The sequence below is a fragment of the Algoriphagus sp. PAP.12 genome (assembly GCF_026652115.1).
Taxonomy (GTDB): domain Bacteria; phylum Bacteroidota; class Bacteroidia; order Cytophagales; family Cyclobacteriaceae; genus Algoriphagus.
In genome coordinates this window covers 275481-298318 of the sequence record NZ_JAPPSQ010000001.1, presented here as the reverse complement: position 1 = coordinate 298318, position 22838 = coordinate 275481, and the positions used below count along the sequence as shown (strand labels likewise).

General features: G+C 38.9%; 19 protein-coding genes. 11 read left to right on the top strand and 8 right to left on the bottom strand.

Features of this window, described 5'->3' with window-relative positions:
- Nucleotides 1–59 precede the first annotated feature (59 nt).
- A complete protein-coding gene (gene betA / locus O0V13_RS01220; RefSeq protein ID WP_268033169.1) occupies nucleotides 60–1700 on the top strand; it encodes a choline dehydrogenase in 1641 nt (546 codons plus the stop codon).
- A gap of 71 nt (nucleotides 1701–1771) precedes the next feature.
- Here the strand turns inward: betA and O0V13_RS01215 are convergent, their stop codons facing one another.
- Nucleotides 1772–3262: a BCCT family transporter gene (locus tag O0V13_RS01215; protein WP_268033585.1), complete on the bottom strand. Its 1491-nt coding sequence runs from the start codon at nucleotides 3260–3262 to the stop codon at nucleotides 1772–1774.
- Between the two features lie 250 nt (nucleotides 3263–3512).
- Nucleotides 3513–4121: an energy transducer TonB gene (locus tag O0V13_RS01210; RefSeq protein ID WP_268033168.1), complete on the bottom strand. Its 609-nt coding sequence runs from the start codon at nucleotides 4119–4121 to the stop codon at nucleotides 3513–3515.
- 130 nt (nucleotides 4122–4251) lie between these two features.
- On the opposite strand from O0V13_RS01210, the gene O0V13_RS01205 reads away from it, so the two are divergent.
- Genes O0V13_RS01205 through O0V13_RS01195 form a run of 3 tightly spaced genes read left to right on the top strand, consistent with a single transcriptional unit; the run spans nucleotide 4252 to nucleotide 5667 of the window.
- Nucleotides 4252–4827 (top strand): hypothetical protein, encoded by a 576-nt coding sequence (locus tag O0V13_RS01205; RefSeq protein WP_268033167.1) that lies wholly within the window; start codon nucleotides 4252–4254, stop codon nucleotides 4825–4827.
- Nucleotides 4814–5101 carry a winged helix-turn-helix domain-containing protein gene (locus O0V13_RS01200; protein WP_268033166.1) on the top strand — a complete coding sequence of 96 codons (288 nt, stop codon included), beginning with the start codon at nucleotides 4814–4816 and terminating at the stop codon, nucleotides 5099–5101. The genes O0V13_RS01205 and O0V13_RS01200 overlap by 14 nt, the downstream gene beginning before the upstream one ends.
- Nucleotides 5102–5145: 44 nt before the next feature.
- Nucleotides 5146–5667, top strand: a complete 522-nt coding sequence (locus O0V13_RS01195; protein WP_268033165.1) for a hypothetical protein — start codon at nucleotides 5146–5148, stop codon at nucleotides 5665–5667.
- A gap of 38 nt (nucleotides 5668–5705) precedes the next feature.
- On the opposite strand, the gene O0V13_RS01190 is transcribed toward O0V13_RS01195, so the two are convergent.
- Together O0V13_RS01190 and O0V13_RS01185 are read right to left on the bottom strand one after the other, a co-directional pair.
- Nucleotides 5706–6416 (bottom strand): DUF4328 domain-containing protein, encoded by a 711-nt coding sequence (locus O0V13_RS01190; protein ID WP_268033164.1) that lies wholly within the window; start codon nucleotides 6414–6416, stop codon nucleotides 5706–5708.
- A gap of 9 nt (nucleotides 6417–6425) precedes the next feature.
- A complete protein-coding gene (locus O0V13_RS01185; RefSeq protein ID WP_268033163.1) occupies nucleotides 6426–8321 on the bottom strand; it encodes a mucoidy inhibitor MuiA family protein in 1896 nt (631 codons plus the stop codon).
- A gap of 284 nt (nucleotides 8322–8605) precedes the next feature.
- Here O0V13_RS01185 and O0V13_RS01180 point away from each other — a divergent pair, with 284 nt between their 5' ends.
- Nucleotides 8606–9388 carry an undecaprenyl-diphosphate phosphatase gene (locus tag O0V13_RS01180; RefSeq protein ID WP_268033162.1) on the top strand — a complete coding sequence of 261 codons (783 nt, stop codon included), beginning with the start codon at nucleotides 8606–8608 and terminating at the stop codon, nucleotides 9386–9388.
- Between the two features lie 145 nt (nucleotides 9389–9533).
- On the top strand, nucleotides 9534–10727 hold the full coding sequence (locus O0V13_RS01175; RefSeq protein WP_268033161.1) for an AAA family ATPase: 1194 nt from the start codon (nucleotides 9534–9536) through the stop codon (nucleotides 10725–10727).
- Nucleotides 10728–10773: 46 nt separating this feature from the next.
- On the opposite strand, the gene O0V13_RS01170 is transcribed toward O0V13_RS01175, so the two are convergent.
- On the bottom strand, nucleotides 10774–13209 hold the full coding sequence (locus O0V13_RS01170; protein WP_268033160.1) for a S9 family peptidase: 2436 nt from the start codon (nucleotides 13207–13209) through the stop codon (nucleotides 10774–10776).
- A 272-nt stretch (nucleotides 13210–13481) separates the two neighbouring features.
- Here O0V13_RS01170 and O0V13_RS01165 point away from each other — a divergent pair, with 272 nt between their 5' ends.
- Nucleotides 13482–14051: an outer membrane beta-barrel protein gene (locus tag O0V13_RS01165; RefSeq protein ID WP_268033159.1), complete on the top strand. Its 570-nt coding sequence runs from the start codon at nucleotides 13482–13484 to the stop codon at nucleotides 14049–14051.
- Nucleotides 14052–14281: 230 nt separating this feature from the next.
- On the opposite strand, the gene gldJ is transcribed toward O0V13_RS01165, so the two are convergent.
- Together gldJ and mfd are read right to left on the bottom strand one after the other, a co-directional pair.
- Complete coding sequence (gldJ, locus tag O0V13_RS01160; protein ID WP_268033158.1) at nucleotides 14282–15505, bottom strand: gliding motility lipoprotein GldJ; 1224 nt, start codon at nucleotides 15503–15505, stop codon at nucleotides 14282–14284.
- Between the two features lie 178 nt (nucleotides 15506–15683).
- Nucleotides 15684–19037, bottom strand: a complete 3354-nt coding sequence (gene mfd / locus O0V13_RS01155; RefSeq protein WP_268033157.1) for a transcription-repair coupling factor — start codon at nucleotides 19035–19037, stop codon at nucleotides 15684–15686.
- Nucleotides 19038–19154: 117 nt separating this feature from the next.
- Here mfd and O0V13_RS01150 point away from each other — a divergent pair, with 117 nt between their 5' ends.
- Nucleotides 19155–19769, top strand: coding sequence for a cytochrome c oxidase subunit 3 (locus O0V13_RS01150; RefSeq protein ID WP_268033156.1), 615 nt, complete (start codon nucleotides 19155–19157; stop codon nucleotides 19767–19769).
- Nucleotides 19770–19771: 2 nt separating this feature from the next.
- A complete protein-coding gene (locus O0V13_RS01145; RefSeq protein ID WP_268033155.1) occupies nucleotides 19772–20206 on the top strand; it encodes an SRPBCC family protein in 435 nt (144 codons plus the stop codon).
- 1 nt (nucleotide 20207) lies between these two features.
- On the opposite strand, the gene O0V13_RS01140 is transcribed toward O0V13_RS01145, so the two are convergent.
- Nucleotides 20208–20678: a Fur family transcriptional regulator gene (locus tag O0V13_RS01140; protein WP_073571278.1), complete on the bottom strand. Its 471-nt coding sequence runs from the start codon at nucleotides 20676–20678 to the stop codon at nucleotides 20208–20210.
- 207 nt (nucleotides 20679–20885) lie between these two features.
- On the opposite strand from O0V13_RS01140, the gene O0V13_RS01135 reads away from it, so the two are divergent.
- On the top strand, nucleotides 20886–22139 hold the full coding sequence (locus O0V13_RS01135; RefSeq protein ID WP_268033154.1) for an aspartyl protease family protein: 1254 nt from the start codon (nucleotides 20886–20888) through the stop codon (nucleotides 22137–22139).
- A gap of 108 nt (nucleotides 22140–22247) precedes the next feature.
- The gene (locus tag O0V13_RS01130; protein ID WP_268033153.1) at nucleotides 22248–22838 is read left to right on the top strand and encodes a LemA family protein; all 591 of its coding nucleotides are present in this window, start codon (nucleotides 22248–22250) and stop codon (nucleotides 22836–22838) included.

The window sequence follows — 22838 nt, the reverse complement described above, 5'->3', positions numbered from 1 at the left end:
AGATTAATGCTTGTGCAAGGAGGCCTTGTCTTTCTTATTCATGGAAATAAATACGATTGATGACGTACGATTATATCATTGTTGGTGGAGGTTCAGCTGGAGCCGTTCTCACCAATCGACTAAGTGAAAATCCAGCAAATCAAGTCTTGGTTTTGGAAGCCGGTAGACCTGATTACAAGTGGGATTTCCGAATCCACATGCCGGCAGCGTTGACCTACCTTTTGACAGGAACCAATTACAATTGGGGGTATTCCTCTGATCCAGAACCTCATATGAACAATCGAAGAATTGCTCAACCGAGAGGAAAAGTCTTGGGAGGCTCTTCCTGTATCAATGGCATGATCTGGATTCGTGGAAATGCCATGGATTTCGAAAAGTGGTCCAAGGATGAAGGATTGGAGGATTGGGATTATGCCCATTGTCTTCCTTATTTCAAAAGAGTAGAAGAAAGATTGATTGGAGGAGATGATTATAGAGGTGACAAAGGGAACTTGAAATTGACTACTCCTGAATGTGATAACCCTCTTTTTGATGCCTTTTTTGAATCAGTTCAAGAAGCTGGCTATCCTTTGACCGACGATGTGAATGGATATCAGCAAGAAGGATTCGGCAAGTTTGACCAGACGATTTACAATTCGCGGAGGTTAAATGCAGCTAGAGCATATATTCACCCTATCAAGGATCAGCGCAAAAACCTTCATGTAGAAACTCAGGCGACTGTTTTGAGGATTTTGTTTGAAGGAAAAAAGGCAGTTGGAGTAGAATACAAGCAGGGAGGTAAAATCAAGCAAGTCTACGGGAAAGAGATCATTTCCTGTGGTGGGGCTATCAATTCACCTCAGCTTTTGCAGGTTTCCGGAGTAGGAAATGCTGAGCACTTGAAAAGCTTGGGAATTCCAGTTGTACATGATTTGCCGGGAGTAGGAGAAGATTTGCAAGACCATTTGGAAGTTTATGTGCAATGGGCTTGTAAAAAACCTGTGAGTATGTACCCCTCTTTGAGTCCTTGGAAAGCTCCTAAAATCGGATTTGACTGGTTGTTTAGAAAGAAAGGTGTCGGTGCTTCTAATCATTTTGAGGCAGGAGGTTTTATTAGAGGGAATGATGAAGTAGAATATCCAAACCTTCAATTCCACTTTTTGCCGATTGCGATTAGATATGATGGATCCGCTCCTAAAGAAGGACATGGCTTCCAACTTCATGTCGGACCGATGAATACAGATGTGAGAGGTCGAGTAAAAATCAAATCAGCTGACCCTACAGAATATCCAAGTATCCTTTTCAACTACCTCTCTACCGAGAAAGAAAAGAAAGAATGGATTGAAGCTATTCGACTTTCCAGAAAAATCATCGAAACTCAAGCGATGGGCGAACTGAGAGGAGAGGAATTATCTCCGGGAAAAGATGTTCAAACGGATCAAGAGATTCTTGATTTCGTAGCAAAAGAAGGAGAAAGCGCATACCATCCCTGTGCTACCTGTAGAATGGGTGTCGGACCAATGGATGTGACTGACCCGAAAACGTTAAAAGTTCATGGGGTGGAAAATCTTCGAGTTGTGGATGCTTCTGTTTTTCCTTACGTGACGAATGGGAATATTTATTCACCTGTAATGATGGTCGCTGAAAAAGCAGCTGATATCATTTTGGGTAATAAGCCGCTCGAACCTGAGCACGTACCTTATTACAAAGCGCAAGATTAAACAAGCATAAAAAAAGCTCTTTAAATTCAATTTTGAAGAGCTTTGAGGAGTAATAAAAGGCCAGGGATTTCTTATTCCTGGCTTTCTTTTTTCTCTTCCATATATTTTTTCAAAGCTTTGTTTACTGAATAGCAAACCAAAAGCATCAATACACAAACAGGCAATCCAGTTACCAATGACCCTGTTTGCAAGGCTATTAATCCACCTCCCAAAACCAAAACAGCTGCAACTGCCCCTTCGGTCAATGCCCAGAATATTCGAAGTTTTACCGGAGTGTCGTCCCTTCCTCCACTGGTGATAAAATCAATAACCAATGATCCACTATCTGAGGAAGTTACAAAGAAAATCACACCTGCCATGACTACAAATAGGATGCTCAAATATGGCATTGGGAACATTTGAAGTAATGTATAAAGTCCTGTATTGATATTTTCCTGGACTGCTTCGCTAATACCTCCAGCTCCAAAGAGTTCAATGTGGAAAGCGGTACTTCCAAAAATGGAAATCCATACAATACTCGCAGCCGTTGGACCTAGTAAAACTCCCAGAATGAATTCTTTGATGGTCCTCCCACGGGAAATTCTGGCAATAAAAAGACCGACAAAAGGAGCCCATGCAAACCACCAACCCCAATAAAAGTAAGTCCAGCCATCCATCCAGTGGGTTCCTTGGAAGATTTCCATCCAAGTGGCAGTACCAATCAAACTTTGGATGTAAAATCCGGTACTTTGAACGGTAGACCCAATGATGAATAGTGTTGGTCCTACGATTAGCATAAAAGCCATCAAGATTATTGCCATGAATGAGGCAATTTTACTAAGCAATTGGATGCCGTTATGAAGTCCCGATACCACAGAAATGGTGGCGCAAACAGTAATGATTGCAATTAGAATTACTTGAACTTCCGGACTTTCAGTGATACCAAAAAGGTAATTCATACCGGAATTGATATGCTGGATTCCCAATCCTAATGTCGTTGCTAATCCGAACATGGTGGCTACAACGGCCATCGTATCGATAAAATGTCCGATGGGGCCTTTGAGTCGATCCCCTAAAATTGGGTATAAAATCCATCGAACACCCAAGGGAAGACCTCGATTGTAAGTGAAAAATGCAATGGCCAATCCCATTAGGGCATAGACTCCCCATCCATGCAGTCCCCAATGGAGGTATGAAATGTTTAGGGCATTTTTTGCGGCTAATAGTGTTCCGGCTTCACCAACAGGAGGATTTGAAAAATGGCTGATGGGTTCCGCTACCGCATAAAACATCAACACCAATCCAATGCCTGCATTAAAAAGCATACTGAGCCAGGCAAAAGTGCTGAATTCAGGTTTGGCTTTTGGACCTCCAAGTCGGATTGTTTTGAACTTGCCAAAACCTAAGAAAATGCAGAAAACCAGGATAACATTGACTGCAATTACATAGAGCCAGCCAAAGTCTTTTGAGATCAGAGCTTGGAGTGAAGCAAACAATGAACCTACCGATTCTTGGAAGATTAATGTAAGGGTTACAAAGATGAGAATTAGAGCAGCGGAAGGGTAGAAAACCCAAGGTTGGATGCTTTTGAAAAAGGAAGGTTGGGTGCTTTTTGAACTTTCGATAATAATGTCGGTTTTTTGGCTAATTTAAGGCTTTTTTGGCCCTTAAGAAAGGAATACCCGGCATTAAAAATTGCTTTTTACAGGATAAAATGCTTCTGTTTTTTGGATCACTTTATAGTGAAAAAATATAGTCTAAAAATACAGTTTAATTTTCTCTAAAAAGAGGTGAAATAGGATGGGGTTTGGTCACTCAATACCTTACTTAAAGCTACCTTACTGCTTGAATAATTACTTCACTAAGCATCTCTTTTTTTAGGTACCGAGTCTTCATAAAATCCTCTTGAAATTTTGTAGTCTCTCCAGTATTTTTATAGACTTGAGATCTTAAAAAATAGAGTTCTGGGTCATAAGGATTTTCTGCTATCAAGCGCTCTATTTCTCCCATTGCTTCTTGGTATTTTTCCTTTTCAATTAATTTTGAAACCGCAGTTTTATACCTAATTGGCCTTCCCAGGGCCAACTCAGGTTTGAAGTTAAAATTCAACAAATATTTAGTGTCAATTTCACGTCCTTCTAGGTATTCGGGCTCCCAGTTTTCTTTTAAAATTGCAACAGATTTCATCACTTCATTCATCAATGGTGTATGACTTTCTTCCAAAACAAAGACGCTATCCAGCATCCCTTTTGAATTTATTTTTATGGAAAGAAGTATGTTCCCTCCTTCTCCCTTTTGGCGAGATTCAGCAGGGAATTTTAAATTTTTTCTGAGAATTTCATTGATTTTTTGAGGGTAATCAGCCTTAAATTCAGCTTGTGAAAATGTAATAGAAATGCTTGAAAATAAGATGAATAGCGTAGAAAAAAGAGGTTTTACCATTTTATAGGTTTGAATTATAAATTTAAGTATAGATAGAATTGAAGAATTCTCGAAAATTTCCATAAATAAAATAGTTTATAACATAAACCTATTTATATTTGGCTCGTTATGTCTTTAGAAACGAAACATTATGGAAAAATCATTAACCAGTGAAGAGTCGCTGAGTATCATCACAGAGATGATAAGCAAGGCGAAAAAAGATACTGCCGGAGACGGCGGTTTTCAGTTGCTCCTTTGGGGCTGGGTAATTGCTGTCTGCAATTTGGGACATTATGCTTTAGGGATTCTAGGATATGAAAGACCTTACATGATTTGGTGGCTGGTAGTGCCGGCAGTTTTTGTAAGCTTTTGGCATGGATTCAAAAATTCTAAAAAGGAAAGAATCAAGTCCCACATTAGCCAAGTAGTCAATCAATTGTGGCTGGTGGTATTTGCCGGAATCATGATCACTTTGGCTTTTATGCCAGTATTGGGATTTAATCAAAACCCTGTTATTCTGATAATCACAGGTATTGGGATGTTTGTAACAGGAGCTTTGATTCAAGTTTCAATAGTCAGAAATGGAGGTGTTTTATTGCTGGCAGCAGCAGTGATAGCTTTTCTATTACCGGTTTCTCAACAGTTTTTGCTGTCCGGAATTGCTGTCATTTTGGGTTATCTTGTACCCGGCTATTACATGAAAAAGAAGTATCGTGAGCGAGTTTAAACCATTAGATCCTCTTTTACATTCTCAGTTGCGGTTGGCAGTGATGTCATTGCTCCTGAGTGTGGATGAGGCAGAATTTACCTTTATTAAAGAGAAAACAGAATCAACAGCAGGGAACCTTTCTGTTCAGTTGGATAAGTTGGAAAAAGCAAGGTATATCAAAATCGAAAAGTCTTTTCGAGGTAAAAGACCTTTGACTACCTGTAAAATCACCCAAATCGGTGTGAAAGCCTTCGAATCCTATGTAGAAAACCTCAAAAAATACATCACATAAAAAAAATTTCTAAATATAGTTTATAATATAAACCATTTTATATCATGAAAATATTATTCAAAATTTATCTGTTTGCAGCCTGTATGATGGTTTTTTTAAATCTTGCCCATGGACAGAGTTATGATTTGAATCCTGAAGCTCAGGAAAAAATGGAGGCCTTATCTTTTCTGATTGGAAACTGGAAAGGAAGTGGGTGGATGATCACACCAGATCAGCAACGTCACACTTTCGAACAGAGTGAAAAGGTGGAAATGCGACTGAGCGGAACCCATTTGATGATTGAAGGAAAGGGAATTTCAAATGGAAAAGTTGTCCACAATGCTTTGGCAATTATTTCTCCTAAAGAAGAAGGTGGCCAATTTTCTTTTACTTCATTTCTTCAAAGCGGAAGCAATGGAGCCTTCAAGGCAGAATTGAAAGAAAGGGTTTTGTACTGGTATCCCACTGGGCAGGTGCGCTATGTAATTCGAATCAATGACTTAGGGCAGTGGCATGAAATAGGGGAGTATAATATGGGAGAGCGCTGGGTTCAATTTTTCGAAATGATTTTAGATCAAGTGGATTGATGATTTAAAGAGTAAAAAAAGCGGCAAAGCCGCTTTTTTTAGGTTAAAGATAGTTCAGGGTTTGGGGGTAATGGATCTAGGTTTTCAGATGCTGGACTTTCATTTCTTTCAGCTTCCATCATTAATTTCTCCCTTTCCACATAGGTATTCAACAAATACAGTGAAAAGCCAAAAAACACTAGGTTTAAAGCTCCGCTGACCAATGCAAATTGGGTATATTCTTCAATTTGCTCCAAGGTCTCCTCAGGCATTTTCCAGAGAATCCTTCCAAGGAAATTGGTAATTAAATGCAAAATCCACCAAGATATAAGAAGGCCGTTTTTATTGTCAGAAATTTGGATCCCTTTTGTCCTTAGGTAGAAAATGCTTTCCTCAAAAATCTCTTTTGCTATTTGGTACGGCCTGTACAAATTTAAAAAAGGGACAAACCAAGCACCAGCAGCCCATCCTTCGGAATGGTTGAGATGTTTTAGTTTTTGATGCAAATTAAAATAGGCTCTTCTAAACCACGAAATAAAAAATATTAGCAAGGCAATCATGCAAACTAATGTGGAAATACTAATCAAACCCTGTATTGTATCATTCATTTCTGCATCCAGCATATATACATCTTCTCCTCTAATCCATGATTGGATAAGCCTAAGCTGGAAATAATTTGAAACCATCAAGGCCCCTGTAAATATCATAGTCAGGATTAGAAAAGTCTTGGTCCATTTTGCCCGACTTACATTATTGCGGAATTTTTTCATTAGGTGGAATTAGTCTAAAACTACTCGTTCATTTTTTGGGTACTTCACTTCATATTGAAAAGTCAATTTTTCTTGAGAACCCGGTGGAATGGTGATATTCCAAGTGATGATCCCGGTTTCTTCATTCAGTTTTCCACCAGAAATATTTCCCACTTCAACGGTGATATTTGAATTCACGGAGACAGGAATCTGATCAATAATCTGAAGATTGACCGCTTGGGATTTATTGTTTCTTACTGTGATTTCATATCCTCGATTTTCTGTGATATTGGAGCCAATCGTTCGTTTTCTGGCGAATTCATCTACTTTTTCCCGTTGGATCACGATACTTCTATCCCGTCCCATGGAAACGGAAAGTGTATCTTCCAGAGAGGCTGCATTCAAGATTGATCTCCCCACAAAACCATCTTCGAAATATAGATTGCTTTCTCCCTCGAGCAGACTATACTGGTTCCAATCATTGATTTGAGCGATTAGGAATGCATCATTGTCGAGCTTCGGAATGGCTTTATATTGGTAATTGGCTGGTATTTCATAGGCTTTCAAGTCTACCAGAGTTCGTTCACCATTGGTTTGGATGGAGTAGGGTTCGGTAACTTCAATTTCCACTGTGGTCTGGTTTTCTTGGAAAGTGGTTTCTAGAATTGGTGCCTCCATCGCAACTTTCATTTTTGAAGAGCCTCGTATGGTAACACCAGGGACTCTACCTTGTAATTCTTCGTAATTTGTTTTGTCACCATACCCTGTTGTCACCACTTCATTCAATGCTTGCATATCTTCAGAAAGGGAAATATTGATGGAAGATCTTCCTCGAATAGGAGTTTCTTGGAGTTCGTATCCAATAAATGAATAGGCCAAGGTTGTTCCATTGGTAGGAATCGTAATATTATATCTACCGTCCACATCTGTCACAGTTCCAATAGAAGTACCTTTTACTAAAATGGTGACACCCGGAATAGGAGCTCCGTCGGTTGCGCTAACTACTACCCCACTGCCAGTCCCATTAAATGGTTGGGTGTTTCGAGGTTCGAAAACCGTCAATCTGGCATAATTCAGATTCCATTTGTCCAGATTGGGAGCTACTCCACTTTGATTGGGATTTCCATTGGAAAAACGAAGTTTGACATCCTTCCAGTCCACTCCAGTATTCTGATAAACTTCTGCTTTGTAATTAATTGTCAGTGGGCTATTGACATCTTTGACCCTCACGTCGTATTTGGGGAACCAACCTGCATTGGCAACCAAATAATTGAATTCAAATTGGGCTTTGCCAGCCGAAGGCGCTTTAATTCGGATTCGGATTTCGGCTTTGGAATCTCTGTTGCTTTCTCGAATGGCATTGATTTGATTTTCCAGTTTTCTGATTTCTTTGGAGCTTTCTGCTATTTTATCCTGAATAGTAAATTGTTCGGTTTTGATCTTCATCAACTCCGTATCATAGAGTTCCAATGTCTGTCTAAATTCAGCTGAAGTTAGACTTTGATTTCCACCTAATTTTTTGTTAACATCTAAAAGACTGACTTTTTCAGCCAAAACAGATAATCTCAATTCCTCTTTTTGGATATCCTTTTCTAAAGTTTTGATCTGGTTTTCAATCTTTTGGGTGGATTCACTCATCGCATCCTCTGTGAGGTAATCCATCCGCTTGTTCACTGCCTGAATGGTGAAATTGCCCAAGGCTTTTACTTGGATACTTTTTTCTTCGAGGTATGGAGATAGTCCTTTGATCACCACAGTAGACTCCCCGGTTGGAATATTGGTTTCAGCTTTTTCAAAAACCTGTGCACCATTCAAAAAGAGGGTGATTTCCTGTATTTTGGATTGGGTTTTTTGCTCTGGTAGATCTTGGGAAAAGCTAGAAAAGTTTATTAAGAAACAGAATAAACCAAAAATGTAATTTCTCATGATGACAACGTTAGTTTATGGTAAGAAATGAAAAATCCTCAGATCTTGAAAGACCTTTATAAAAATTAACTAGTCATAGAAACTGGGTTTCTTATTTTTGCACATATTTTAAAAAATTGACAACCCTAATTCAATCAATCAAATTGCTCAACAGGCTAAAAATAGGCTTGGAGGTTCAAAATTCGGCGGTTTCCGTCTTCGGTTATCGGACACCCTACCTTTTAATCAATGGGCAACTGGCTTGAATTGAAATCATGGGCCGTAAGTATTCCTAATCACCAAGCATGACTTTATTTCAATCAATTATCATAGCCATCGTAGAGGGGCTAACAGAATTTTTGCCAGTTTCATCCACAGGACATATGATTTTGGCTTCAGCAGCCATGGGGATTCACGATGATGAGTTCGTGAAAACATTTGAGGTTTTTATCCAGTTGGGAGCGATTTTGGCGATCGCGCTGATGTATATCAAGCGATTTTTCAGAGGACTACAGATTTATTACAAACTATTTGCAGCATTTGTCCCCACAGCGATTGTTGGGCTTTTGGCATATGACATCATCAAGGGATATCTTTTCAATCCAGTAGTAGTATCAATTTCACTTATTATTGGTGGGGTTATATTGATTTTGATCGATAAAAAAGTGGTCAGCAAGGAATCTGAATTGGCTGAAGTAGAGGATATTTCCTACAAGAATGCCTTCTTCATCGGACTGTTCCAATGTCTTTCCATGGTCCCAGGTACTTCCAGAGCAGCGGCTACCATCATCGGTGGGGTTTTCAATGGTTTGGACAAAAAACAAGCAACAGAGTTTTCCTTCTTGTTGGCTGTTCCGACTATGATGGCTGCGGGAGGATATGACTTGATTAAATCAGATTTAGCCTTTACTCAGGCTCAAATTATGATGTTAGCTGTTGGATCTTTAGTAGCTTTTATTTCAGCTTGGGTTGCAGTGAAATTGTTCTTGAAATATGTTTCAAAAAATGGTTTTACAGCATTCGGCTGGTACCGAATTGTTATCGGAATTTTGTTCCTGATCTTTATGTGGGGAACAGATTTGGGTTGATTTTCAATAGTTAAATAGTAAAAAAAGCCTTTTCAATTAATATTGGAAAGGCTTTTTTTGTAAAATGTATTTTACAAAAAATGTGTTAGAAATGTTAGTTTTGTTTAACACAATTGGTAACTTTATGTAAAATAGATTTTACAATATGGAATCTTTACTCCTTCGCTCCCAAAATAAGGTACGTTTGGTATCGCTTGATTTTCAGCGATTTTTGATCGATCAAATCCGATGGGAAGAAAGAATGATCGGGATCTTGGGAGCTAGGGGAGCCGGAAAAACTACTTTGCTTCTTCAGCATTTGAAAAGAGACTTGCCAAAGGATGGAACTTCTTTATACGCAAGTTTGGATGATTTTTATTTCTCAGATCACCGCTTATTTGATTTTGCGGAAGAATTCAATTTGAAAGGTGGGCGATATCTCCTGTTGGATGAAATCCATAAGTATCCTTCTTGGTCTCGGGAATTGAAGTTGATCTATGATAATTTACCTGAGCTGAAGATAGTATTTACCTCTTCTTCTATTTTGGAAATTTATAAAGGTGAATCGGATCTGAGCCGGAGGCTAGTTACCTATTTACTTCCAGAATTATCCTTTCGTGAATTTATTCAATTAGAAACTGGTCAGGTTTTTAAATCCTTTAAAATTCAAGACTTATTAAAAAGTCACGTCGAAATTACCTCAGAGATTTTATCTGAAATCAAACCAATTCCATTATTTCAAAACTATCTCCCGTATGGGGCTTATCCTTATTATATAGAAGGGATAGATTCTTTTCCTGAAAAGCTTCAAAAAACCCTTCAACTGACATTGGAAGTAGATATCAATGCGGTTGAAAACATGGATTTTGAGATGATTTTCAAATTAAAAAAGTTGATAAACTTAATCAGCACCTCAGTTCCATTCACACCAAATGTTTCAGAGTTGGCACGGAAATCTGGGATTTCCCGACCTAGTTTATTGAGGGCTTTGGATCTATTGGATAGAGCCAGAATCATCCAAAATCTCCATAAAAGCAATTCTGGAATTGGAGCGCTGACAAAACCAGAGAAAATTTATTTAAATAATTCCTCGCTCTTTTATGCCTTAGCTGGAAACAATGCCCAAATAGGGACAATCCGTGAAACATTTTTCGCTAATCAAACCGCTATAGTCAGCAAGGTAAACCTAGCAGAAAGAGGAGACTTCGTTTTAGATGAAAAGTGGGTTTTTGAGGTTGGAGGAAAAAATAAAGATCAAGCCCAGATTCATGGAATTCCAGATTCTTATTTAGTAAAAGATGATATCGAGATGGGAGTAGGGAATATTATTCCACTTTGGTTGTTCGGTTTCTTGTATTAAAAAAGCCCTTCCAATACTCTGGAAGGGCTTTTTCAGTTTAATCTACTTACTTAGAAGTATCGATTTTATTCTTGTTTTTCACATATTTATCTAACCAGCTGTCCATTTCATACAAGGTGTGCAAAATGGATTCTTTCGCGGCATAACCATGACTTTCATTTGGTAGAAATACCAGTCTAGCAGTAGCTCCATGACCTTTCAAGGCATTGTAATATCGCTCAGACTGGATAGGGAATGTACCTGAGTTGTTGTCTGCCTGTCCATGAATCAATAGGATTGGAGTTTTCACTTTGTGAGCAAAAGAGAAAGGAGACATGTTGAAATATACCTCTGGAGCTTCCCAATATGTTCTTTGCTCGTATTGGAATCCAAAAGGAGTCAAAGTACGATTGTAAGCACCGCTTCTTGCGATACCTGCAGCAAACAAATCAGTGTGAGAAAGCAAGTTTGCTGTCATAAATGCACCGTAAGAGTGTCCTCCTACAGCGATTCTATTTCGATCACCGATTCCCAATTCGACAATATGGTCGATTGCAGCTTCAGCATTGGCAACCAATTGTTCGATGAAATAATCATTTGGCTCTTTGTCGCCTTCACCTACGATTGGCATTTCTGTTTGGTCCATGATCGCGTATCCTTGAGTCACCCAATAGATCGGAGAACCCCAGCTCAATCTTGTGAATCTGTATTTAGAGCCTCTAACTTGAGCGGCGATTTCAGCAGATTTGTACTCTCTTGGGTATGCCCACATCAAAACAGGAAGTGGTCCATCTGATTTAGGATCATAACCTTCAGGTGTATAAATCACCGCAGAAAGATCCAATCCATCATTTCTCTTGTATTTCACCAATTGCTTGTTGATATTTTTGATAGACTCAAAAGGGTGAGTAAAGTTGGTGATTTGTTGAGGAGCGATTCTCTTTTTCGTGTTTACTAACCAATAGTTTGGTTGGATATCAGTGCTTTCTTTGATAGTGATAAACTCACTCCCATCATCACTCAACAATTTGACAGCTCTTTCATAGTAAGGAGCTTGAGATCTCCATAAGATTTCCTGCTCTTTTGTTTTGGTGTCAAAAGTGGATAAGAAAGGCATACTTCCTTCTGGACTTCCACCTTCAGAAGCCATAAAAAGAACATCTCCTTTTCTGATCAATACATTTCTACCGTACTCATTTTCAGTAAACATCGGATCTCCTGGATCATTGTAGATGTCATCATAAGAACGATCGATGATTACCTTTTTGCCAGCGCTTGGGTTTGAAGGATTGATCACAGATCGGATTTCTCTTCTTGCACCAAACCATCTTTCATTCAAAATGGCAAAATCATCTGTGGACCATGCAATACCACCGAATCGAAGTGAAGTGGTAGCCAATTTCTGTTTTTGACCAGAGAATGGAGCAGCAAGCGTATAGACAATTTCTCTTTCTTCCATATCTACTTTGCCATCTCCTCCATCTTGAGCTTCAGCCCAATACAATACCGCTGGTTTATCAGCTCTCCAGTTGATGTTCCTAGGACCAGTTACAGTAGCATCAAAACCTGTTGGCCTTACTTCATCCAAAGGAATTTGAGCCAACGTTTTTACTTTTTGACCTGTGCTAGACCAAATTTCCACATCATAAGGAAACCTAGAAGCAGGTACCAAATAGGAGAAAGGCCTTTTGATGATATCTACCAAAATATATGATCCATCAGGAGACAAATCAAAAGACTTAATCATCGCTTTAGGACCAACAGTTTTGCTAGTGCCATCCAAAGAGATCAATTGAAGCTGAGAATCCATGAAATATGCAAACAAAGTCTCATCATAAGGATTGCTCAATAAATCTTGATAAGTACGAGATGGAGCAGCATTTCCTGAAGTTTCTTGAACAACCGGTCCTGCTGGCGCAGATGGAGCTTGAGGCATGGCACTTCTAGAAGGGTTTACAGCTTTTACCAAAAGTTGATTTTCTGGAGTCCATATCAAGACATTACCCATAACATCATTCAAGATAGCATCAGTCAATTTCTTTGCTTCATATTTGGATAAATCCGCTACCCAAAGGCTGATTCCATTGGATTCAGTATTCGTAAAGGCTAAGTACTTTTCATCTTTTGAAAGGGAAAAGCTGCCCATAGAAGCTTTTGAAGGAAGTCCAGTGATTTGGATTTCTTCACCGCTTTTGGTCTTTCTGATTTTGATGTTTTCTATCCCTGTTGATCTACTAGGACCAGAAGTGGCGGGATTGATTCGAAGACCTGCAATTCTCAATTCAGGCTGAGAAAGTTCTTCAATTGAAGGGTTGTCTGCTCTTTCCAAAAGCATCATCCATTCCCCATCTTTTGAAAAAGAAACTGATGGAGTACTTGGTGCATTAACCAAATCCGCAATGGCTTTGGGAGGTGTCTGATAGGTGACCTGGGAAAAGGCTGGAAAGGCCATTCCCAAAAGCCCCAAACAGATCAGTTGGCGTAGTCTAAGTTTTAGGTTCATATTCTAATGTTTGATTTTGGATCAAGTTATAGAATGGTAAAGGTTATTGGTAAGAAAAATAAACAAGAGGTTAAAAGGGGACTTTGTTAGGCATAAAGAGGGTATGTGATATTGTTTAGTTTTTGAAATAATGCAATTCAAAACACTATTCTAATAGATATAATAACACTGGAATAAATAGTTGGGAAGTTTACCTTTCGAACTGATAACATTTTGAAAAACAAAATGTTAAATTCACTAATAATTTTATTTTAACTGTTAATTAAAGAGCTATGAAAAGGTTTTTGATTATTTGTTGCTTCATCTTTTTTGTCGTTCCAAGCCTCATGGCCCAAACAACTATTAAACCTGGAGCAGGAATAAATTTTACGAATGTGACTGGAGATGGAGCAGATGCCACTGGCCAGGCTGGATGGCAAGTTGGTGCAAGCTTTGCATTTGGCAACAAGTTTTATACTGAACCGGGAATATTTTACCAAAATTCTTCCTTTGAATATACTACAGTAGATGAAGGACCGGTTACAGATGCCTCTTATCATGGAATTAGAATTCCATTGGCGTTAGGATTAAATATTTTGGGGAATTCTGAATCTTCGTTTGGGCTAAGAGCCTTTGGAGGGGCATCAAGTTTTATTGTAACAGGAACCAGCAGCGAATTTCTTGACAAAGATGAAATATCATCACCTCAATGGGGAGTGTTTGCTGGAGTTGGTCTAGATATTTGGATAGTTTACATTGACGCATCATATCAATGGTCAGCTACCAATTTGCAAACTGATGTTACGAATATTGATTTGGGAAATTCGAGAGGACTTTTCTTAACTGCAGGCTTAAGATTTTAAGATGATCTAATCATGGATAAATACTCTTCAACATTATTTAATTGTTTAAAGCAGTGGAAATAAAAGTGATGCGAAATCACTTACCCATTAGATTCCTTTATTCAGGAAACATTCTCAGGAGGTCTCAAATAATTGGATAAGATTAGGGATAGGAAATCTTTAGTAACCCACCGATACTAACGAAAAAAGCCCCGAATTCGGGGCTTTTTCATTTAATATGTTCTTTAAGATTATTTACCAGGCTCTCCGATGGAGATCATGGCACATCTAAATCCAATGTCATTGGTAGCAGAATCTTGATGCATAAATCTTCTGGTACCAGGAGCTAGCCAGTAAGTTACATCTCTCCAGCTTCCTCCTTTATAGACTCTCATTTCATCAGTAATCACAGAAACTTCATAGTTTTCCATTTCATCCCCGTAACCATCTTTTCTCAATGGGTTCAAGTCATCAGCATCTTGGTATGTCAATGGTCTATAGACGTCATAAACCCACTCATTCATGTTTCCAGCCATGTGATACAAGCCGAAATCATTCGGAGCCATGTCATATACATTGGTAGGGAGGATTTCACCATCATTTCTTTGGTTACCAGAAATACCACCGTAATCACCACGACCTCTTTTGAAGTTAGCTAAGAAATCACCTTGTTTACCTTTACGTTTCACATTGTATGGGTTTCTGACACCACGACCATCCCAAGGGTAGATACGACCATATTCTTGGTTTTCATCCAAATATTGCGTTCCGATCATTGCTTTAGCAGCATACTCCCATTCTGCTTCACTTGGCAATCTGTAATCAGCCATTGCTACTCCTCTTTCGATCAATTGAGGTTTTGTAAAAGAAGAATCAATCCCTCTTTCTTCTCTGATTAATTCTTGAACGTAATCAGTTCTCCATTTTGCATAAGTATTTGCCTGAATCCATGAAACTCCAGCAACAGGATAGAAATTGAATCCCGGAAACCTGAAATAGTAGGATTGGTACATATCATTGAATGACAAAGCCCCGCCCCATACATCTTCAGATGGCTCTAATTTCAAAAGGGAGTCAGCACTTACCTTCTTTTTCATGTCAAAAAGGAATTCACGATAATCATTGTTCGTGATTTCAGTTTCATCCATGTAGAAGTTTGCAACCGTGACAGTTCTTTCCAAGTTGTCTCGAAGCGCCATTACATCCTCTTCTTGAGAACCCAAAACAGCTCTACCACCTTGGATAAACTTCAAGTTGGGACCAGGAATTTGCTCGGCATTTTTTGCTACGAAAAATTGAGTGGTGTCTTGTTCATCAAATGAGAACTCGGCTCCAGTTGTAGCACTTTTTTTACCGGGCTTGTTAGCAGTTCTTCTGCCATAACCTGGAGTTTTGTTACAGGAGGAAAGTACGGAGCCGCCGACGATCATCAACGCTGCTGCCCACATTCCCCAAGATTTGTCACTGAAACGCATATATTCTAGGAGTTTAGATCAAGTTTTAAGGTGCTAATATAAAGTCAATCATAGGCACTTCCAATGATTATTAACTTTGATATTTTCTCGAAAAAGCCAAAAATGGCCTAAATCGGGAGAATCCTGCAAAATTTTTGTGCAAAACTGCAATATTTATGCCAGTTAAATTTTTTAAAAATTAGCTCTCAAGCATCTTTTTTAGCCAATTTTGGGCCTTCGAAATCCCGGAAACTTCGCTGACCGTAAGAATCAAACGATTCTTGTGTTCTTTTATTTTAAAGTATTTGGAATTCAATTGTGCAAAAAGCATGATTTTCTGGAAGATAGGAGATGAATAGAAGTCATCTCTGGAAGACGGAAGCAAGTAACACTTCATCTGACCACTTTTCAATACTAATTTCTCGATTCCCAATTTCTCTGCCTTCCACCTTAATCTCACTGTTTCCATCAGATCTACCACTGCCTCTGGAATAGGTCCAAATCTATCATTCAGCATGGTTCCAAATTTCTCCAACTCTTCTTCATTTTTGATAGAATCCAATTTGGAATATAGTCCTAAACGCTCAGAAATATTGCTGACATAATTCTCTGGGATCAATAATTCCAGGTCTGTTTCTATCGTACAATCCTGAACCAATACTTTGACTTTTTCTTTCAGATCCACCTCGAACAAAGCAGCAAATTCATTTTCTTTCAATTCCTGAACTGCCTCATCCAGAATTTTGTGATACATCTCAAAGCCTAAATCTGTGATAAATCCGCTTTGTTCAGCTCCTAAAAGATTTCCTGCACCGCGAATATCCAAGTCCTTCATGGCGACCTTGAATCCATCTCCCAAGTCGGAGAATTCCTCTAAAGTTTGAAGTCTTTTTCTTGATTCTGGTGTCAATCCAGACATTGGAGGCGTCAATAAATAACAGAATGCTTTCTTATTACTTCGACCAACTCGGCCTCTCATCTGATGCAAGTCACTCATCCCAAACATATGCGCTCGGTTAATCATGATGGTATTCGCATTTGGAATGTCCAAGCCTGATTCGATGATATTGGTTGAAACCAAGACATCATATTCGTGATTGATAAAATCAACCATGATTTGTTCCAGCTTTTTGCCATCCATCTGTCCATGTGCGCCAATGACCCGTGCATCTGGCACCAATTTCATAATCAAATTGGCAATACTATCGATTTCTCCTACACGGTTGTGAACGAAGAAAGCCTGACCTCCTCTTCTTAGCTCATAGGCTACTGCATCTCGGATCACTTCTTCTTCAAAAGTCTGAACTTCAGTGGTAACAGGTTGTCTATTAGGTGGGGGAGTAGCTATAACCGAAAGATCTCGAGCTCCCATCAATGAGAAATGGAGAGTTCTTGGTATTGGAGTTGCCGTCAAAGTCAATACATCTACATTTACCCGAAGATTCTTCAGCTGATCTTTGACTTTTACCCCGAATTTCTGTTCCTCATCGATGATCAAAAGTCCCAAATCTTTGAATTGGACATCTTTATTGACAATTCGATGGGTGCCGACTAAAATATCAATCTCACCGGTTTTGACCTTTTCAACAATCTCTCTAACCTGCTTGGCAGTTCTGAACCGGTTGATATAATCAACATTGACTGGAAAGGCGGATAATCTTTCTTTGATCGTCTGATAATGCTGCATTGCCAAGATGGTCGTTGGTACCAAAATGGCCACCTGTTTCCTGTCGTTGACTGCTTTAAAAGCGGCTCGAATCGCAACCTCAGTTTTTCCAAAGCCTACATCCCCACAAACCAAGCGGTCCATAGGGTAAGATTTTTCCATATCGGATTTGATGTCAGAAGTGGCTAATGCTTGGTCAGGAGTATCTTCGTAGATAAAGGAACTTTCCAATTCTACCTGAAGGACCGAATCTCTAGCAAATGCAAATCCTGGAGCGCCTCTTCTTTTTGCATAGAGCGCAATCAAATCTTTGGCAATGTCTTTTACCTGTTTCTTTGCTTTTCTCTTTTTGTTTTCCCAATCAGGTGAACCCAATTTGGACATGGATGGAGCTTGTCCTTCTTGTCCAGAATATTTCGAGATTTTGTGGAGGGAATGGATGTTTACATACAGCAAATCATCATCTCTGAAGACTAATCTGACAGCTTCCTGCATCTTTCCTCCAACCTCGACTTTTTCCAATCCAGCAAATCTCCCAACCCCATAATCCACGTGAACAATATAATCTCCGGGGTGAAGTGATTTTAGCTCTTTTATTGTGAGAGCTTTTGATTTACTGGCTTTTTTACGGGTTTTATAGCGATGAAATCTTTCAAAAATTTGATGATCTGTATAGCAAACGAGTTTGCTTTTTCGGTCCTCAAACCCCTCCCTAAGTCCCAGACGCATGGTTTGTACCAAAAGCGTCGGGTCTAATTCTGTAAAAATACCCAACAATCGATCCAGCTGTTTGTCATTTTCAGCGGTGATGATATTGGTAAATCCTTTCTTTTCATTTTCTGAAAGGCTGCTGACCAACAAATCAAAGTTTTTGTTGAAAGAAGGCTGAGGTTGAGAATCCCAAATAAGGACTTCAGAATTTTTTAAATAAAACTGCTTCCCAAATTCGATCAAGGTGAAGTTTTTGGCTTGATCCCCGAAATCTTTCCCAGATTCAAAAAGATCCTTTGGATGAAGGACTGTTTTAGTCTTGTTTGTTTTTGATAAAATCTGGTCAAATTCCTGCTCGGCTTTGTGAAAGCATTCGGTCATCACATCAGCCGTAAGCTGGTAGTCCTTGATCCAAAGTTTGGTGGTTTCAGGAAGAAAACCCAGAAATGATTGTCTTACCTCTTGAAGTAGTTTGGTTTGTGTGTTAGGTATCAAAGAGATTTGAGGCACTTCTGCAATAGAAAGCTGAGATTCTGCGTCAAAAGTCCGGATACTTTCTATTTCTTGACCAAAAAGTTCGATCCTATAGGGGTTCTCATTCGAAAAAGAGAATACATCCAAGATCCCGCCTCTTATTGCGAATTGTCCCGGCTCATAAACGAAATCTGTTCTTTCAAAATCGTAACTCACCAAAAGCTCAGAAACGAATTCCATATCCACTTTCTCCCCGACCTTGGCAATAAATGTGTTTTCCTGAAGGGATCTTTTATTGATAACCTTTTCATACAAAGCTTCGGGATAGGTGATAATGATCTTGTCGTCTCCTTTTCCTTCCAGGACTTGGTTGAGGACCTCTGACCTCAACAAAACATTGGCATTGTCCACTTCCTCATAGTGATAGGCTTTCTTAAAGCTGGAAGGGAAAATCAGATAATCCTCAATAGATAGTAGGTTTTGTATATCTGAATTTAGATAGGCCGCCTCCTCTTTGTCTTGGGCAATTATCAAATGTACTCCCCCATATTTTTGAAAATAAGTGCAAAAAAGGACCATGTCCAAACTTCCAGAAACTCCCTTCAACTGAAATGTATTCTGAGTTTTTTTGTGAATGGAATCAGAAAATGTCTGAAAAAAAGGATCCGATTTGTAGATCGTAAGAAATGCCTGACTGTCCAAAATGGAGGTTGGTTTAGATTTGAGCGTGCAATTTATAGCTTTTCGATTTTTTTTAGGCTTTCCAAAAGGATTCCATCAAATTGTGAACCTTCGGTTTATGAATTTGTTTTGCACCTAATGGGAGATACCAAAAATACCAAGAATTGGTTCCAAAAACTGGAAAGTCTGCATCCCTACGAGACTTTGTTGTATCTCGGGATGATTGGGAGCGGATTGATTTTCCTGTTTCTCACTGTGGCATTTCTTTTTTCAGGTGTGGATCAATTGGGTGGATTGAATCAAAAAATTCCGCTTTCATTCTTGGTCTCTACGTTTTTGCTGGTCCTAAGTGGCTATTCAGCCTCTAGGATGCGAGTCTATTATCAAGAAGAAAGAACCAATCGAGTAGTATCTTCACTTAGGAATACCATGGTTTTGGGTTTTGTTTTTACGATCTTACAATTCTCGGGATGGATGGAATTGCAGCAAATGGGGATTGATTTTAAGGGAATTCCTAGCGGAAGTTTTCTCTACGTATTATCTGGAATCCATATTTTTCACTTACTAGGAGCAATCATATTCGCTATCATTTTGTGGGTACAGTTGAAAAGAGCCCAGGAAGATGGCGTTGGTCAGTTAATCTTGGTGACCAATCCCTTTGAGAAAATGAGAATCCGTCTCTTTACAATCTATTGGCAATTCATGGATGCCGTTTGGTTGATTCTGTTTCTCCTTTTTGTCCTCACGTTTTAACTATGAAATTGATTGTAGAGACAGTTGTAGCTCAGGATTATCTCCAAGTAAAAGAAGGTTTTACTGAGTCCTTATTCTTAAAATTGAACCCTCCTTTTCCCCCTGTTAAATTGATTCGGTTTGATGGATCTGAATCAGGTGATTTGGTTTCTTTGGAACTTAATTTTTTACTTTTCAAACAAAATTGGACTAGTAAAATCACCGAAAGTCAACTTACAGAAAAGGAGTATTTTTTTGTGGATGAAGGCATTCAATTGCCTTTTTTTCTAAAATCTTGGATGCATAAACACCGCCTGATCAAAAGTGGGAATCATTGTCTCATCCGTGATGAGATTGATTATGAAGGTCCAAATTCCGTAATCTCCAATTTGCTCTACCCGATCTTGAAAGGGCAGTTTTTATATCGGAAACCAATTTATAAGAAGGTATTTGGATAAGTTAAATCTGGTTGAGATTTTCGCAATTTTCAATTTTGCAATCTCCGTAAAGAACCAACGAATGAGAGGTGATAGAGGAGCTAAACTCTTTTCCGATCAAATCCTTGATTTCATTAATTTTTGGATCTGAAAACTCACGGATTTTTCTACACTGATTACATACGTGGTGATCATGATGCTTGTAGGTCAAGGCTTGTTCATACAATGCTACTTTATCTTTGAACTGATGCTTGACAGCTAGGCCACTTTCGACCAATAGATCCAAAGTATTGTATATCGTGGCCCTACTGATGGTGTAGCCTTTGTTTCTCATGCTAAGAAAAAGCCCTTCCACATCCATATGTTCATCCTCTGGAAGAGAGTATAATTCATCTATCACAGAGAATCTTTCAGGCGTCTTTCTGCTTCCTTGTTTAGAAAGAAAGTTCTCAAAGATTTTTTTCGCTTTTTCAATCAGTGCTTTGTCGGCCATTTCCTCAAATGTTCAAAAAATAAAGATGCTGGTTTCCTCATTTTTTGGCAAACTGAAGCCCCTATGGACACCTAATTTGATATCAGTCTAATTAAGCATTAAGCTTTTTGGGAAAACATTTTGGGTGGTTGCTTCCGTTACTATAATTGGAAATAGTAAATAAAAATTTACTTAAATTATAAGACCATCACCCGACCTAACTTTGGAATGCTAAGAAGACAGTATTTGTGTTTCTTGATTTTCATTTTATTCACCACCTTTTCACACGGGCAAGTGCCTGGTTTTTTTATGAAGGAGGATTCGCGAAAGGTAATTATCCCATTTTTTGCGTCCAATAGCTTAATCATTGTTCCTGTCTCTGTAAATGGCTCCTACCCGATAAATTTTCTTTTAGATACTGGCGTGCGGTCCAATATTCTTTTCAGCAAGGATTTGGGAGACGCCTTGGGACTGGAATATACCCGAAGATTGAATTTGATGGGGGCAGATGGAAGTGAGGAAATTATGGCTTCAGTTTCACCGATAAATCATTTGGATCTTGGTCCGGTCGAAGGAGTCGCTCAAGCCTTATTGGTGTTGGAGGAAGATTTTTTAGAGCTGGAGGCAGTGGTAGGTGTACCTATTTATGGAATCATAGGCCATGAATTCTTCAAATTCAATCCTATCAAAATCAATTATGATGATGAAAGAATTGAATTTTATAGAACTGATGCGCTAAAGTGGAGACCTCCATTTTTTAAGAAGCTGGAGTTGTCTGTGGAGGAAAATAAACCTTATATCAATGCTAAAATAAAGCAAAAAGATGGGCCACTTTTGGAGTCAAAGCTTCTAATTGATACTGGGGCGAATCATGGTCTTTTGCTGAATAGAGAGACCAGTGATCAAATAGAAATGCCTCCTTTATTTATTGAGGCGGAATTGGGACAAAGTTTGGGAGGTGTTTTGCGTGGATATATTGGGAGAGTGGATTGGCTAAAATTGGGAAGCCTAAAACAACAACAAGTTTTGACTTCTTATCCTGAGGAGACTGCTTTTAGCTACATTTTGAAAGAAACTGGTAGAATGGGAAGTTTAGGGTCTGAGGTTTTGGGCAGGACTCGCTTGATTTTGGACTATCCCCGCAAACGAGTAATGATCCGAAAAGGCGACAATTTTTACAATCCATACGAATATGATATGAGTGGATTGAATATCCGGAAAATCCCAACTGATGAAAAGAGGTTTTATGTCGCAGGAGTTAGAGATGATTCTCCAGCCCAGTTCGTAGGGATTCAGGTAAATGATGAAATCTTAAGTATCAATAAAATTCCAACTTTGATTTGGGAATTGTCGGATATAGCCAAGTTGTTTCGGTCCGAAGAAGGAAAGGTGATTGAACTGGAGGTGCGGCGTTACTTCGATGATGATTTGAGTAAATATGAGGATTTCAAATACCGCCTCCTCCTTGAAAAGCAAATCTAAATCAGCAAGGCCCTTCCTTAAAAATTCCCTATTTTTGATTTTTCGGAAATGAAAACCTATTCAGGACTTATTCCGTGAATAATTCAGTTTGAAAACCAATTTTAAAAAATGAAGAAACTACTTATCCCAATTTTAATTTTAGGAGTACTTGGCATTTTCGTGTATACCAAAGCCGTAGGAACCTACAACACTTTTGTACAATCCGAAGAGCAAGTAAATGGCCAATGGGCAGAAGTGGAGACTCAATATCAAAGAAGAGCTGATTTGATCCCTAACTTGGTCAATACGGTGAAAGGATATGCTGATTTTGAGCAGGAGACATTGACAGGTGTGATTGAGGCTAGATCCAAAGCAACTTCAATGACGATTGATCCAACCAACTTGACTCCTGAAAATATTGAGCAGTTCCAACAGGCGCAAGACCAACTTTCCGGTGCATTGAGCAGACTATTGGTGACTGTGGAGAGATATCCTGATCTGAAGGCAAATCAAAACTTCTTGGACCTACAAGCTCAATTGGAAGGTACTGAAAACAGAATTGCGGTAGCGAGAAGAAACTTCAACCAAGAAGTTGTAGCATACAATACTCAGTTGAGGACATTCCCTAACAACTTGTTTGCGGGCTGGTATGGTTTTGAGACGAAAGGAACTTTCAAAGCTTCTGAAGGAGCAGAGAATGCTCCTTCGGTTCAATTCTAA

What these genes read in the sequence shown, in the direction of transcription:
- O0V13_RS01165 (WP_268033159.1), top strand. Translation starts at nt 13,482, where the DNA reads ATGAAAAGGTTTTTGATTATTTGTTGCTTCATCTTTTTTGTCGTTCCA.
- O0V13_RS01150 (WP_268033156.1), top strand. Translation starts at nt 19,155, where the DNA reads ATGGGAGATACCAAAAATACCAAGAATTGGTTCCAAAAACTGGAAAGT.
- O0V13_RS01190 (WP_268033164.1), bottom strand. Translation starts at nt 6,416, where the DNA reads ATGAAAAAATTCCGCAATAATGTAAGTCGGGCAAAATGGACCAAGACT.
- O0V13_RS01185 (WP_268033163.1), bottom strand. Translation starts at nt 8,321, where the DNA reads ATGAGAAATTACATTTTTGGTTTATTCTGTTTCTTAATAAACTTTTCT.
- betA (WP_268033169.1), top strand. Translation starts at nt 60, where the DNA reads ATGACGTACGATTATATCATTGTTGGTGGAGGTTCAGCTGGAGCCGTT.
- gldJ (WP_268033158.1), bottom strand. Translation starts at nt 15,505, where the DNA reads ATGCGTTTCAGTGACAAATCTTGGGGAATGTGGGCAGCAGCGTTGATG.
- O0V13_RS01180 (WP_268033162.1), top strand. Translation starts at nt 8,606, where the DNA reads ATGACTTTATTTCAATCAATTATCATAGCCATCGTAGAGGGGCTAACA.
- O0V13_RS01205 (WP_268033167.1), top strand. Translation starts at nt 4,252, where the DNA reads ATGGAAAAATCATTAACCAGTGAAGAGTCGCTGAGTATCATCACAGAG.
- O0V13_RS01130 (WP_268033153.1), top strand. Translation starts at nt 22,248, where the DNA reads ATGAAGAAACTACTTATCCCAATTTTAATTTTAGGAGTACTTGGCATT.
- O0V13_RS01145 (WP_268033155.1), top strand. Translation starts at nt 19,772, where the DNA reads ATGAAATTGATTGTAGAGACAGTTGTAGCTCAGGATTATCTCCAAGTA.
- O0V13_RS01140 (WP_073571278.1), bottom strand. Translation starts at nt 20,678, where the DNA reads ATGGCCGACAAAGCACTGATTGAAAAAGCGAAAAAAATCTTTGAGAAC.
- O0V13_RS01210 (WP_268033168.1), bottom strand. Translation starts at nt 4,121, where the DNA reads ATGGTAAAACCTCTTTTTTCTACGCTATTCATCTTATTTTCAAGCATT.
- O0V13_RS01170 (WP_268033160.1), bottom strand. Translation starts at nt 13,209, where the DNA reads ATGAACCTAAAACTTAGACTACGCCAACTGATCTGTTTGGGGCTTTTG.
- O0V13_RS01135 (WP_268033154.1), top strand. Translation starts at nt 20,886, where the DNA reads ATGCTAAGAAGACAGTATTTGTGTTTCTTGATTTTCATTTTATTCACC.
- O0V13_RS01175 (WP_268033161.1), top strand. Translation starts at nt 9,534, where the DNA reads ATGGAATCTTTACTCCTTCGCTCCCAAAATAAGGTACGTTTGGTATCG.
- O0V13_RS01195 (WP_268033165.1), top strand. Translation starts at nt 5,146, where the DNA reads ATGAAAATATTATTCAAAATTTATCTGTTTGCAGCCTGTATGATGGTT.